13 protein-coding genes are annotated in these 14294 nt (G+C 39.5%); 10 read left to right on the top strand and 3 right to left on the bottom strand.

Going from position 1 to position 14294, the window contains the following annotated elements; genetic code table 11:
- Positions 1–48: 48 nt before the first annotated feature.
- Complete coding sequence (locus tag H0W62_12010) at positions 49–2028, top strand: dehydrogenase (protein MBA3649252.1); 1980 nt, start codon at positions 49–51, stop codon at positions 2026–2028.
- A gap of 15 nt (positions 2029–2043) precedes the next feature.
- On the opposite strand, the gene H0W62_12005 is transcribed toward H0W62_12010, so the two are convergent.
- Both H0W62_12005 and radA read right to left on the bottom strand, forming a co-directional pair.
- Entirely contained in the window at positions 2044–2547 is a 504-nt protein-coding gene (locus H0W62_12005; GenBank protein MBA3649251.1) for a hypothetical protein, read from the bottom strand.
- Between the two features lie 153 nt (positions 2548–2700).
- A complete protein-coding gene (radA, locus tag H0W62_12000; protein ID MBA3649250.1) occupies positions 2701–4068 on the bottom strand; it encodes a DNA repair protein RadA in 1368 nt (455 codons plus the stop codon).
- A 195-nt stretch (positions 4069–4263) separates the two neighbouring features.
- Here radA and H0W62_11995 point away from each other — a divergent pair, with 195 nt between their 5' ends.
- From H0W62_11995 to H0W62_11975, 5 genes are all read left to right on the top strand, one after another.
- Complete coding sequence (locus H0W62_11995) at positions 4264–6171, top strand: T9SS type A sorting domain-containing protein (protein ID MBA3649249.1); 1908 nt, start codon at positions 4264–4266, stop codon at positions 6169–6171.
- Between the two features lie 185 nt (positions 6172–6356).
- Positions 6357–7274: an OmpA family protein gene (locus H0W62_11990; GenBank protein ID MBA3649248.1), complete on the top strand. Its 918-nt coding sequence runs from the start codon at positions 6357–6359 to the stop codon at positions 7272–7274.
- 60 nt (positions 7275–7334) lie between these two features.
- A complete protein-coding gene (gene tatC, locus H0W62_11985; GenBank protein MBA3649247.1) occupies positions 7335–8210 on the top strand; it encodes a twin-arginine translocase subunit TatC in 876 nt (291 codons plus the stop codon).
- A 71-nt stretch (positions 8211–8281) separates the two neighbouring features.
- A complete protein-coding gene (locus tag H0W62_11980) occupies positions 8282–9157 on the top strand; it encodes a septal ring lytic transglycosylase RlpA family protein (GenBank protein MBA3649246.1) in 876 nt (291 codons plus the stop codon).
- A 58-nt stretch (positions 9158–9215) separates the two neighbouring features.
- Positions 9216–10190, top strand: coding sequence for a deoxyhypusine synthase family protein (locus H0W62_11975; GenBank protein ID MBA3649245.1), 975 nt, complete (start codon positions 9216–9218; stop codon positions 10188–10190).
- Between the two features lie 95 nt (positions 10191–10285).
- Here H0W62_11975 and dusB read toward each other — a convergent pair whose 3' ends face one another.
- Positions 10286–11305 carry a tRNA dihydrouridine synthase DusB gene (gene dusB, locus H0W62_11970; GenBank protein ID MBA3649244.1) on the bottom strand — a complete coding sequence of 340 codons (1020 nt, stop codon included), beginning with the start codon at positions 11303–11305 and terminating at the stop codon, positions 10286–10288.
- Between the two features lie 4 nt (positions 11306–11309).
- Here dusB and H0W62_11965 point away from each other — a divergent pair, with 4 nt between their 5' ends.
- The 4 genes from H0W62_11965 to H0W62_11950 are packed head-to-tail and all read left to right on the top strand — an operon-like array spanning position 11310 to position 14113.
- Complete coding sequence (locus H0W62_11965) at positions 11310–12284, top strand: CPBP family intramembrane metalloprotease (GenBank protein MBA3649243.1); 975 nt, start codon at positions 11310–11312, stop codon at positions 12282–12284.
- 36 nt (positions 12285–12320) lie between these two features.
- Complete coding sequence (locus H0W62_11960) at positions 12321–12527, top strand: DUF2007 domain-containing protein (GenBank protein MBA3649242.1); 207 nt, start codon at positions 12321–12323, stop codon at positions 12525–12527.
- Positions 12524–13393 carry a phosphatidate cytidylyltransferase gene (locus H0W62_11955; GenBank protein MBA3649241.1) on the top strand — a complete coding sequence of 290 codons (870 nt, stop codon included), beginning with the start codon at positions 12524–12526 and terminating at the stop codon, positions 13391–13393. Before H0W62_11960 ends, H0W62_11955 begins: the two co-directional genes overlap by 4 nt.
- A 60-nt stretch (positions 13394–13453) precedes the next feature.
- A complete protein-coding gene (locus tag H0W62_11950; protein MBA3649240.1) occupies positions 13454–14113 on the top strand; it encodes a phosphatidylserine decarboxylase family protein in 660 nt (219 codons plus the stop codon).
- Positions 14114–14294: the final 181 nt, after the last annotated feature.

Here is a 14294-nt window from a genome sequence, read left to right as displayed (position 1 = left end):
TTAGAATTATAAAACGGAAAGCGACCTTTGCACCACATTTTACCAAGCATGATTATTTACAACAAAAAAAATTATAGTAATGAGATACTTATTGAAATGTATAAAGCACTTGTAAAGCCGCGTGTTATAGAGGAAAAGATGCTCAACCTTCTTCGTCAGGGAAAAATTTCAAAATGGTTTTCAGGCATTGGACAGGAAGCAATAGCAGTTGGAGCTACGCTGGCTTTGGATGAAGATGAATACATTATGCCACTGCACCGAAATTTAGGTGTATTTACCACTCGTAAAATGCCTTTCTTAAAACTCTTTAACCAATGGCAGGGAAACAGCTCCGGTTATTCGAAAGGCAGGGAACGCTCTTTTCATTTTGGCTCCAATGAGCACCACATTGTAGGGATGATCTCTCACCTGGGCCCGCAGCTTACTATAGCCAATGGGATTGCGTTAGCACATCAGCTTCGCAAGGAAAATAAAGTGGCTCTTGCATTTACAGGCGAAGGAGGGACTAGTGAAGGTGATTTTCATGAGGCATTGAATGTGGCGAGCGTTTGGAATCTGCCGGTAATTTTTTTAATTGAGAATAATGGCTACGGGCTGTCGACACCTTCTTCGGAACAGTTTCGCTGCAAACAATTAGCCGACCGGGCAATAGGTTATGGTATGGAAGGCATCACGATTGATGGTAATAATATTATTGAAGTCTATGAGACTATAAAAGGCATCCGAGATTATTGTATTGAAAACCAGCGACCTTATCTGGTGGAATGTATGACCTTCCGAATGAGAGGACACGAGGAAGCCAGCGGCATTAAGTATGTACCAAAAGAAATGATAACTGAATGGGGCTTGAAAGATCCGGTAATATCTTATGAAAATTTTCTTCTGGAAAATAACATTTTGCAAGAAGATATAAAAAATGAATTCCGAAATACTTTAAAAACAGAAATCGATGAAGGTTTAAAAACTGCTTTTGAAGAACCATCACTGATTGCTAATACGGAAACAGAAATTCATGATATATATGCTCCGTATTCACCTGTAGTCACAGTCTCAGCAGGTTCATCAAAAGAGCTGCGATTGGTTGATGCAATTGCCGAAGGAATGAAACAGGCCATGGAGCATCATCCTAACCTGATACTCATGGGCCAGGACATCGCTGAATACGGAGGTGTATTTAAAGTAACCGATGGCTTGGTAAATATTTTTGGAAAAGAGCGTGTTCGCAATACCCCGCTTTGTGAAAGCGCCATATTAGGTGCAGCACTTGGCCTATCTGTAAAAGGTTATAAGAGTATGGTTGAAATGCAGTTTGCTGATTTTGTAACCTGCGGATTTAACCAGATCATTAACAACCTTGCAAAAATCTACTACCGCTGGGAACAACATGCTGATGTTGTAATTCGAATGCCTACGGGTGCAGGTGTGGGTGCCGGTCCTTTTCATTCCCAAAGTAATGAAGCATGGTTCACGCACACTCCAGGTTTAAAAGTAGTTTACCCTGCTTTTCCGGATGATGCAAAGGGACTGTTGTTAGCTGCATTTGAAGATCCCAACCCAGTTCTTTTTTTTGAGCATAAAGCCCTTTACCGGAGCATCAGCGGTATGGTAGCTGATGATTACTTTACCACCGAAATTGGAAAAGCAAAGGCAGTACAGGAAGGTGAGGACGTCTCTGTGATTACTTATGGAGCAGGAGTTCACTGGGCATTAGATACGCTTAAAGAAAACACAGATGTGTCAGCTGATGTTATTGATTTGAGAACACTACTTCCTTTCGATAAAGAAGCAATTGCAGCAAGCGTAAAGAAAACCGGAAAGGTTATAATTCTTCACGAAGATTGTTTAACTGGTGGCATAGGGGGAGAAATAGCAGCCTGGATTTCTGAAAATCTGTTTACTTATCTTGATGCACCTGTTATGCGATGTGCCTCACTGGACACGCCCGTCCCATTTGCAATTCCTCTCGAAAATAATTTTTTGCCTAAAGAAAGATTCAAGGCGGCACTAAAAAAATTGAAGGAGTATTAATGAAAAACAGATAGATTATTTTGCAGGCTTTAATCCTGAATTGCCGGTATCCAGCACGTATTTCCAGCTGCCATCACCTTGCCTTTTCCAGATTGTGCAGTAGGTTCCTTCCGCTTCTTCACCGCTTCTTTTTTCTTTCAGAAGAAATCTTCCATAAGTATAACCTAAATCACCAGAAGCAGCTATATCCGCAAAGAGCGGCTGCCATGTAAGCGTATATGTTGAATCCGGCTCTGAATTTATATTTACATAAAGAGAATCTCTTCCTACAACAGGCATATGATTTCTGCGCAGCAAAGTTGCGTTCCCGGCAGCATATGCTATAAATGCTTTATTGAAACCTTCCTTCACCGACAGATCTGAAAAGTCCAGATCCGTTTCTTTGAGCAAATTATTGAGGGAATCAAGGTTGATTGCAGTTGGTTTTGCAGTGGGTTGTTTAGGGGAGATACATCCGGCAAACAATGTGACCAATGCAATTATCAGGAATACTATGTATTTCATAAATAAGGATTTCATTATTAGATATTATAAAGTTGAATGTAAGGGACTGGTGATTTATTGATTAAGGTTTTCGCTTAAACCGAGCGTATAAATCGGCAAAGCGTTTGATTTGACCGATAACTCCACGACCAGGTATCGGGTGATTGTGTACGGATAAAATAATCCGCATCAGGAGAGCAACCTGCTAATCATATCCTCTGCTTTTCCGATCCAGTTCACTTCAATTTTAAATTTAGAAACGTCTAATCCTTTCCTGTTGTATTTCGAAACAAAAATCTTTTCAAACCCAAGCTTGTCCGCTTCTGTAATCCGCTGATCAATCCGGTTCACAGCCCTGATTTCCCCTGATAATCCCACTTCGCCTGCAAAACAAATATTATTCTCAATAGCAATATCCTCAAAAGAAGAAATCAAGGCAGCTACTACAGCAAGATCGATTGCAGGATCTTCTACGCGCAGTCCACCTGCAATATTTAAAAAAACATCTTTAATACCAAAGTGGAAACCACACCGTTTTTCGAGCACAGCAAGGAGCATATTCATACGGCGCAAATCAAAACCTGTAGAAGTTCTTTGTGGTGTGCCATATACCGATTGAGTGACGAGTGCCTGAGTTTCCACCAGCATAGGCCGAATTCCTTCCATAGTAGTGGCAACTGCAACACCACTCACTGCTTCATCACGTTGTGTTAATAACAGCTCTGATGGATTTTTAATTTGTCGCATGCCAGCGTTATTTAATTCGTAGATACCCAACTCTGATGAGGAGCCGTAGCGATTCTTTATTGTTCTTAAAATCCTGTAGGCATAATGCCTGTCACCCTCTAACTGCAAAACCGTGTCTACCATATGCTCGAGCACCTTTGGCCCTGCCAGTATTCCTTCTTTTGTAATATGACCAATCAAAAATACCGGAGTGGCTGATTCCTTTGCGTATCGCAAAAATTCGCCGGTTGATTCCCGAACCTGTGAAACACTGCCCGCTGTCGCATCGAGTGCGGGTGTTTGCATTGTTTGAATAGAATCAATAATTACTATTTCAGGCTCGAGCTCAGCAATGTGATAAAAAATGTTTTCAGTGTTCGTCTCAGTCAATATAAAACAATTTTCATTTTTCTGCCCGAGGCGCTCAGCACGCATCTTAATCTGCTGTTCGCTTTCTTCACCGGTAATATACAGTACCTTATTCTTTAAGCTTAGTGCAAGCTGAAGCATTAGTGTAGATTTTCCAAAGCCGGGTTCACCGCCAATTAATACAATGGAACCTGCAACAATACCGCCGCCGAGCACCCTGTTCAATTCCAGGTCGGGTGTTACGAATCTATGGTTAAGATCATTACTGATCTCTTCCAGTTTTACCGGCTTAATGATCTTAACACCCTTCTCCTTATTTTTCCATGAAGAAGGTTTCTTTTCTTTAATTATTACTTCTTCCACGTAAGTATTCCATTCACCGCAGGCAGGACATTTGCCTATCCACTTTGGGGATTGTGCCCCGCAGTTCTGACAATAAAAGGTTGTTTTTACTGAAGCCATACAAACAGATGCATTAAAAATTCAGATCCATAATATTAACATTTGTGATTCTATAAATTATAAAACGGCAGGTAAGGAAAGCATAATTATTGTTTTTAAGTGACTGTTGAATTTTTTGTCACCGTGGGTGAAACTTTATACATTTGAGTACGTTTTCCAGTATTATTTTTCTTTCACCAAATCCAAAATCAAACAATGATTAAACTTTTTACTTTTCTAGCTATTGCTATGTCTTTAGTGTATGGTGCATCTGCACAGCAACAATCCATTGACCGCTGCGCGACTTCTGAGTATATGCAGCAATTACTACAAACCAATCCCGGATATGCTAAGCAGCTTCAGGATATTGAAACCTTCACCCAAAATTATATTTCCTCGCAACATGCGGATGCCCGGACTGTAGTTACCGTTCCTGTGGTGATACACATCGTGTACAACGGCAGCACCCAGAACATAAGTGATGCTCTGGCTTCTTCTCAGGTAGATATTTTAAATGAAGATTATCGCCGCCTCAATGCAGATGCTTCTAAGACACCTTCTTATTTTACAGGAGTTGCCGCTGATTGTGAAATCAATTTTTGCATTGCTGCGCGCGATCCCCAGGGCAATGCTACCAATGGCATACGCCACGTATCCACTACCCACAGCGCATTTACCACGAATGATGATGTTAAATACACCAGCAAAGGAGGTGATGATGCCTGGGATAGAAATTCTTATCTGAATATCTGGGTTTGTAATCTTGGACAAAGTTTATTAGGCTATGCGCAGTTTCCCGGTGGACCTGCAAGCACTGATGGAGTTGTTATTTTATATTCTGCATTCGGAAGAAACTCTTCTTTATATCCTTACAATCTGGGCAGAAGCGCAACCCATGAAGTAGGTCATTGGCTAAACCTTTATCACATCTGGGGCGATGACGGTAACGGATGCAATGGCAGTGACCAATGTAATGATACACCCAACCAGGGAAATAATACGTTCGGCTGCCCTTCGGGAATAGTTATTAGCTGTACTAACGGACCAAACGGAAATATGTATCAAAATTACATGGACTATTCAGATGACCGCTGCATGAATATCTTTACCACAGATCAGAAGTCAAGAATGCAGGCACTGTTTGCTTCAGGTGGCGCACGTATTTCTATTGCTTCTTCCCAGGGTTGTGTACCGCCCAACGGCGGTTCCTGCGGTACTCCCTCAGGCTTAAATGCAACCGGTGTAACCAGCACTTCGGCTTCGCTTAACTGGTCATCTGTATCCGGTGCTACAGGCTACAATGTACAATACCGGCCTACCGGAAATTCTACCTGGTCTTTGACTTCTTCTGCATCTACTTCTGTAGCAGTTTCAGGACTTACATCAGGTACTATTTATGAATTTCAGGTTCAGGCCTCATGCAGCAGCGGTAATAGCAGTTATTCAGGCTCTGCAAATTTCACAACTACCTCTAATGGCTGTTCTGACATCTATGAACCAAATAATGGTAAAAATAAGGCTGCTGCTATCAGTGTAAATACGAACATAAGCGCACTTATCGCTACCTCTACTGATGTGGATTGGTTTAGCTTCAGTAATTCAGCAAGCACACCTAACATTCAGGTTAGCCTTACCAATCTTCCGCAGGATTATGACCTTCAACTATATAACCCAAGCGGAACTAAAGTAGCTACTTCCAACGGCAGCAATACACTGGATGAAATAATAACTTATAATAATGGGTCTATTGGCAAATATAAAATAAAGGTATATCCCTATAATTCCGGCGATGCTATCAATTGCTACACGCTTACTGCATCTGTCAGCAGTTCGCCTTTCAGAAGCAATGAAAGCGCACGAGTTATAGTGACAGGCATTAGCGGCATTTACCCAAATCCTTCCAATGGATTAATGAATATCGAATACTCCAGCAGCGCCTCCAGCAATATAACGGTTTATGTAATGGATGTAATGGGACGAATTGTGTTCAGCAAATTTGAAAATGCTTCTGAAGGATTGAACACATTGAATTACGATTTCAGCAGCCTGAATTCAGGAATTTATATTTTTGAAATTAGAAATGGAAATGAAATCAGTCATGTTAAATTTATGATTGAAAAATAATTAAATGCGGATAAAAGAAACAGCCACCTGTTAAAGCAGGTGGCTGTTTCTTTTATATATCTCCATATGCGGGAGCATTAAACATACATTACGATCAGCCGGCTGTTTATTAATTGTAATTTCGCCCCTTAAAAATTTCAGCCCGCATGAAATTTAAAACGGTCCTGATTATTTTCTGCGGAATAATGATCTTACAATCATGTGTTCCGGCAAAAAAATTAGAAGATGCACAATCAACAATTACCGACCTCAAAGATCAAACCGCTCATTTGCAAATCCAGGTTGATGAGCAGATTAATAAAAACGCTGCCATTGTTAAAAGCATCAATGCTTTAAATGACCAGGTAAAAGATTTAACCGGAGATACCATAGCCTTAGGGCAAAAATACCGCAGCGTTAATGAGCAGCATAAAAAAATGACACAGCTCTATGAGCAGACCATGCAGCAGAATAAACTTTTACTTTCATCTTCTTCCTCAGAAAAATTAGCCCTGAATGATTCGCTAAAAAAGAAACAAGCTGAATTGAATAAAAAAGCACGTGCATTGGATTCTCTTCAGCTAAATCTCGCCGAGAGAGAATTAAAGACAAAAGAACTTCAATCGCTGCTCGATAAAAAAGATTCTGCGACAGTTGCCTTAAAAAATGCTATATCACAAGCCTTGCTCGGATTTGAAAAAAGTGATTTAACTGTAGAGCAGCGAAATGGAAGAGTCTATGTTTCCATGGCTGAAAAATTATTATTTAAATCAGGAAGTACAGCGGTTGATCCTAAGGGTACCGATGCATTGCAAAAATTAGCCGCGGTATTAAAAAAAAATCAGGATATAAATGTGGAAGTGGAAGGACATACGGATAATGTTTCTTTAGCCGGTAGCGGCTCCATGAAAGATAACTGGGATTTAAGCGTATTGCGTGCCACATCAATCATAAGAATCTTAGTTCAGAATGGTGTGAATTCGAAGAGAGTTACTGCTTCCGGTCACGGAGAATATTTTCCCGTTACGTCAAACGAAAGCGCGGAAGGAAGAGCAAAAAACCGCAGAACTGAAATTATACTTTCTCCCAGGTTAAATGAACTGATAAAGCTGCTCGGAAATTAATGCCGTTAACCAGATGAATCCGGACTGCTGAGACTATAAACGAATTATTTATTCTATTTAATGGGCTGGCTCAATACTTTAATAAAAAAGCGCAGCAGTGATCAGGCAGAGATGTCATTTATTGATCATCTGGAAGAATTGCGCTGGGTTATTTTGCGGTCTCTTATTGCTATAGTAGTTGCCGGTATTTTTATTTTTTTAAATACTAAATTTATTTTTGATCACATCATTTTTGCTCCTAAAAATCCTGACTTCTGGACCTTCAGGGTCATGTGCAAATTGGGAAGCTGGGTACATATGAGCAGCCTGTGTGTTCAAAATTTTAATGTGCCCGTTCAGAACATAGACTTTTCCGGGCAATTCATGGTTTCCCTGCAAAATGCTTTTACACTCGGGCTTGTGATCGTTTTTCCTTTTGTGCTATGGGAACTTTGGAAATTTATTAGCCCGGCTTTATATGAGCAGGAAAGGCAAAAAATATATGGTATTGTGCTGAGTGGATCCTTGCTGTTTTATCTCGGAGTAGTTTTCGGTTATTTCCTTATTGTTCCTTTTACAGTATTTTTCCTGGGCACTTATCAGGTAAGTACTGAAGTAAAAAATACGATCAGCCTTTCATCGTATATTGAAACCGTTACCGGATTAAGCTTTGCATGCGGGCTTGTCTTTGAATTCCCCCTGATTATTTATTTACTTGCTGTTATAGGAGTGGCAACCCACGAAATTTTATCGGGCTATAGAAAATATGCTGTTGTTTTTATTTTACTCCTTTCAGCTGTTATTACACCATCGCCAGATATGGTGAGTCAAACATTAGTTGCCCTGCCTTTATATGGATTGTTCGAGATTGGGATTCTTATTTCAAAAAAAATTACCAATAGCAGAATGGCCAGGCGGTTGGAAGCAGAAAAAAGAAGTAAAGAGAACTCAGGATAATCCGTATCCTAAACCGATTACGGCAGTAATTTTTATTCTGTACATTTATCAGCATCATTACCGGTCGCCTGATGCAGAAATCACTTTTTGTTTTTAGTCTGTTGTTGGTTTTTGCTGATTCCTTTTCTCAAACACTATACACCAAAAATGGAATAGCATCATATTATGCTAATTTTTTTAACGGCCGAAAGACAGCGAACGGAGAAATTTTCTCTAACAAAACTTTAACTGCAGCACACCGGACATTACCTTTTGGAACCATTGTAAAGGTGACCAATCTGGAGAATAATAGATCCATTGTTGTACGAATTAATGATCGCGGCCCTTACTTTGGAGGAAGAATTATCGATCTTTCCAGAGCCGCGGCAGATTCTCTTAACATTTTATATCAGGGCTGGGCTAAAGTGCTTGTAGAGGAGCTGCCCCAGGAACCTCCGTTTCTTTTTTATCCAGCCGTATTATTAACCGATTCTGATGCTTTAATATTTCCCGATGACTGGGTTGGTAACTGGCACGGAAATTTGAAGTCTTATTCTGCAAAAGGATTAGAGCAGATAATACCTGTACAGCTTGTCATTGAACCAAACATTTATTTCAACAGATGGATTTTACGGCTCGCATACGATACGTATTCTAAAACATATGAATTAGTAAAGCGGGGTGAAGGCAATGACACGTACTCTATAGATGAAAAAAATGGAATTGATATACCAAGCTCTGTATTTGGAAACCATTTTATAAGCCGATTTAGCCTGAATGGAATCTTATTTGAATGCACCTTTAACCTGATCACGAAGAAGGAAATGCGCATTGAGCTTTTTGAAGGTGAATACAACCGTACATGGACTACAGGAAATATAATTCAAACTCAGGACTCAGTTCCTGAAGTAGGAGTATTTCAGGTAAATACTTTGCAGGAAGCAATCCTGTATAATAAAGAAAAATAAGATTGTTTTTCACACCCGCGGGTGACACATCATTCTATATTTGCAAAAAAATAAGGGTATGAAAAGAGGACCAATATCAGAATTTATGGAGAGGCAGTTTCTTCATTTTAATTCCGCTGCATTGGTGGATGCCGCAAAGGGTTATGAAATACATTTGAATGAAGGGGGAAAAATGATGATTACACTTGCCGGAGCAATGAGCACTGCAGAGCTGGGGATTTCGCTTGCAGAAATGATTCGTCAGGATAAGGTGCAGATTATATCGTGCACCGGAGCAAATATTGAAGAAGATGTGATGAACCTGGTAGCCCATAACCATTACGAGCGCGTACCGCATTATCGGGACCTTACTCCCGCTGATGAGTGGAACTTACTAGAAAATCATTTTAACAGGGTTACTGATACTTGCATTCCAGAAGAAGAGGCTTTTAGAAGGATACAACAGCATATTTATAAAATCTGGATGGAAGCGGAATCTTCTAATCAGCGTTTTTTCCCCCATGAATATATGTACCATATGTTGCTCAGTGGCGTGCTTGAACAATACTATCAAATTGATCCGAAGAATTCCTGGGTACTTGCGGCCGCACAAAAGAATCTCCCGATTGTAGTTCCCGGATGGGAAGATTCTACCATGGGAAATATTTTTGCGAGTTATGTTATTAAAAATGAGTTAAAAGCCTCGACCATGAAGTCCGGGATTGAATATATGGTTTGGCTTGCAGAATGGTACAGACAAAATTCAGATGGAAAAGGTATCGGATTTTTTCAGATCGGTGGTGGCATAGCCGGAGACTTCCCAATTTGTGTAGTACCCATGATGTACCAGGATCTCGAATGGCATGACGTTCCTTTCTGGAGTTATTTCTGCCAGATCTCAGATTCCACTACCAGCTTTGGCTCTTATAGCGGAGCTGTTCCCAATGAGAAGATTACATGGGGAAAACTAGGTATAGAAACTCCTAAGTTTATCATTGAATCGGATGCAAGCATTGTAGCACCGTTAGTTTTTGCCTGGCTGCTAGGCTGGTAACTAATCTTTAGCGAAAATGCTGCTTTTTTATCAGATCGTGGTGTACTTTAAATTCCTGTGGAATTTCAAAGGATTCTTCTAAACCAATTACAATTTTATAAAGACATTTCAAGTGTTTCCTGAATTGCAGGTTCGGCATTCATATAGGCTTCACCCATTTGATTAAAAATATTTTCTATTTCCTCTTCTGTTTCCAGTCTCACTAATTGATCACGATATTCTTTTACATTAGGCAATCCTTTAAAATAATTAGAATAATGTTTTCGCATTTCTAAAATACCAAGCCGTTCTCCCTTCCATGCAATAGATTTTGAAAGGTGCGTACGGGATACATTGATGCGGCCGGTAATATCAGGTAAGGGAAGATGGGTTCCAGTCTTTAAATAATGCTTTGCCTGATTGAAAAACCATGGATTTCCAATTGCTGCCCTGCCAATCATTACCCCATCCACACCATATTTCTCAAAAGCATACTTCACTTTTTCAGGTGAAGTAACATCGCCATTTAAAAACACCGGTATGTGCATGCGTGAATTGTTTTTTACCTCACCAATTAAGTTCCAATCAGCCTGCCCTTTATACATTTGTTCCCGGGTGCGGCCATGGATAGAGATTGCAGCAATACCAATATCCTGCAGGCGCTCTGCCACATCTATTACATTTTTTGATTGATCATCCCATCCTAAACGTGTTTTAACAGTAACAGGCCGTGAAGCTTTCTTTACAATTTCCGCTGTCATCCTTACCATTTTCGGTACATCTTTTAGAATACCAGCTCCTGCTCCCCGGCATGCTACTCCTTTAACAGGACAACCATAATTAATGTCAATAATGTCCGGATCTGCTTCTTCAATAATTTCGACACAATTAACCATGGTATCTATTTCCCCTCCAAAAAACTGAATACCAACGGGACGTTCATCTTCATAAATATCAAGCTTCATCATACTCTTACGCGCATTCCGTATTAATCCTTCGGAAGAAATGAATTCCGTATACATAAGATCAGCACCATTCATTTTGCATACCGCACGAAAGGGCGGATCACTAACGTCCTCCATTGGTGCCAGCAACAGTGGGAATTCAGGGAGCTCTATATTTCCGATTTTTATCATCTCTTTGAGTCGCCAAATTTACGACTTTTGTCCCATGAGTCGTCCCCGCTATCTGTTTGATACAATGCATCCGCTGATGCAATTATTGTTCTTAGGCGCGCTATCTATTGTATCTGCAGGGTTATTTGCTGCCCTTGGCTTTGCATTAGTCAGGCCTTTATTTGGAATTACAAATCTGGAGGATGTTATACGCGCTTTTACAACCCAGCCTGATGAGGTAGCAAAAAATCCAGGTGAGCTGAATGCGCTTAAACTTTTGCAATTGCTGGCCTCCATAGGAGCATTTCTATTGCCGGCACTATTCTTTGCGCAGCGAAAGTTTCCGGTTGGGGATTATCTGAAATTAAAAATAGTACCCCGCTTTTCACTTCTGCTTCTCGCCATCGCTATTCTTTTTTTATCCACACCATTGGTTCAATTTACTTATGAGCTCAATCAAAAGCTTTCGCTGCCTGCTTTTATGGGTGACCTGGAAAAAGAAATCCGGTCTTCAGAAGACGCGTCTGAAAAACTGATGCTGCTGTTTCTGAAAATGCCGGGACCAATAGATTTATTATTTAATCTCCTTGTAATAGCTGTTATACCTGCTATCGGTGAAGAACTAATGTTCAGAGGCTGTATACAGCAGGTAATAAATGAATGGATAAACAAAGAGCACGCAGCTGTCTGGATTTCCGCAGCCATTTTTAGCTTTATTCATTTCGAATTTTATGGATTTATACCGCGGTTATTGCTGGGTGCATTACTAGGGTATCTGTTCTTGTGGAGCGGTAATTTATGGACTCCTATTGCAGCACATGCACTTAATAATGGGGTACAGGTAATTCTTATTTATCTTCATGATCATGGTATGATTGCTTTCGATATTAATTCTAATGATCCAATCCCGATTATAATCGTATTGATTTGTACTGTTTTAACAGCCGCAGGTGTATATATGTATCAAAGAAAATGTGAGCTGCATAAATTTATTTACTGAAGCGGTAAGTTGCAATAAGCCCGGCATTATTATCTGATGGACACAGAATGGATTAAAGTATATGAAACTTCAAAGCCGCACCAGGCAGCAATGGTGCAGTCAATACTGGAAGAGCATAACATTAAAGCCGTAATTCTTAACCAGCAGGATTCATCCTATATTACGATCGGAGAGGTTGCTGTATATGTATCAATAGAACAGGCAGCAGAGGCTTACGTGATTATCGATAACCAACCACTATGAATGATCTGCTACGCCGCTCGATTACAGGAACTCTATTTGCTATTGTAATGATCGGAAGCATTGCAGCTCATGAATTAACTTTTCTCGCCCTTATTTTTCTGATCCATGCGGGTTGTCTTTGGGAGTTTTATTCATTGATGAAATCAGAGCAGAATTATTCTGTAATGCAGCTTAAAGCAATAAATATTATCAGGATTGTAGTTGGGATTATTTCGTGGTGGATCTTAGCTACCGGGTTCCGTTTTGTGTTTTATATAAATAACCTTCTCTATTTTTTAATTATTCCGGGCATTTTAATTTTTTTAATCATTGAGCTGTTCTACAGAACGGCAAGTCCTGTAAGAAATGCGGCTATAAATATCCTTGGAATATTTTATATCACTTTCCCATTATCAATGATTGTATTTTTCCCTTATGTTAATGAAAACACGGAATGGTTCCCCAACAGATGCGGATTAATTTTAGGTATTACTTTTCTCGTCTGGACTAATGATACTATGGCCTATGTTACCGGATCGCTCATAGGTAAACATAAAATATTGCCTTCCATCTCACCAAAAAAAACCTGGGAAGGATTTTCAGGTGGTTTACTATTTTCAATTTTATGTGGTTTCATATTGTCATATTTTTTTCATCAGTTGAATGCTGTTAACTGGCTTGTGATAGCCTGTATTGTTTCAATTTTTGGCACTTTCGGAGATTTTATTGAATCTATGATTAAGAGGCATGCAGGTGTTAAAAATTCCGGAAATTTTTTTCCGGGCCATGGTGGATTATTGGACCGCTTTGATGCATTTATCTTTATGATACCCTTTGTATTTATTTATTATATAGGTTTAATGTTGTTTACCGGAAGTTCCCGTTGAAGATATATTTTCCAGGTAAAATGAAACTGCACATTATAATATTAATGCTGTTAAAACTTTATGTATAGAATCCACAAAGAAGGAATTAAAATTTTAATCATTGTCTTTGTTGTATTAACTGCAATTAATCTTTTTCTATGTGTTTTTTTACTTGAATTTTTAATATGGAAACTTATACTATCCTTTATTTCATTGCTTTTCTTTTTAGCCGTTGTTTCTTTTTTTAGAAATCCCAACCGTTTTACCGATGCAAAAGATAATGAGGTAATTGCACCTGCTGATGGAAAAATTGTGGTTATTGAGGAAACGGAGGAGAAAGAATACTTTCAGGCAAAGAAAAAACAACTTTCCATTTTCATGTCACCAGCCAATGTTCATGTAAACAGGACTCCTGTCGGCGGTGAAGTAAAATATGTAAAGTATCACAAAGGAAATTATCTTGTAGCATGGCATCCAAAATCATCCATTGACAACGAACACAATACAATTGTTATCAGTAATGGTCAGGAAGAAATTTTGTTTCGGCAGATTGCAGGTTTTATGGCCCGTAGAATCGTTTGCTACTTGAAAGGCGGCGAGGTGTTAAAAGCTGGTGATGAAATTGGCTTCATCAGATTTGGGTCCCGGGTTGATGTTTTTATACCGGTTAATGCAGAAATTAAAGTAGCCCTGAATGAGAATGTAAAAGGAGGAAAAACAGTACTAGCTATTTTAAAATAAATAGACTTTAAACTCTTAGTTACAGACTCCATTGCAAGCAGTCTTCCTCTAGTAAGGGTCAACCTGAAAACTCAAAAGGCTTATCTATGAAGGATTTCACAATGGGATGTGGAAAATGAAAAGCCCCAAAACGCAGATAAGCATGCAATTTTGGGGCAGATCAATTTGCACTTCAAATGTA

The sequence above is a fragment of the Chitinophagales bacterium genome, assembly GCA_013816805.1.
Lineage (GTDB): Bacteria > Bacteroidota > Bacteroidia > Chitinophagales > UBA10324 > MGR-bin340.
Note: the sequence above shows the minus strand (reverse complement) of the source record. Positions and strands in the feature narration are given on the sequence as shown.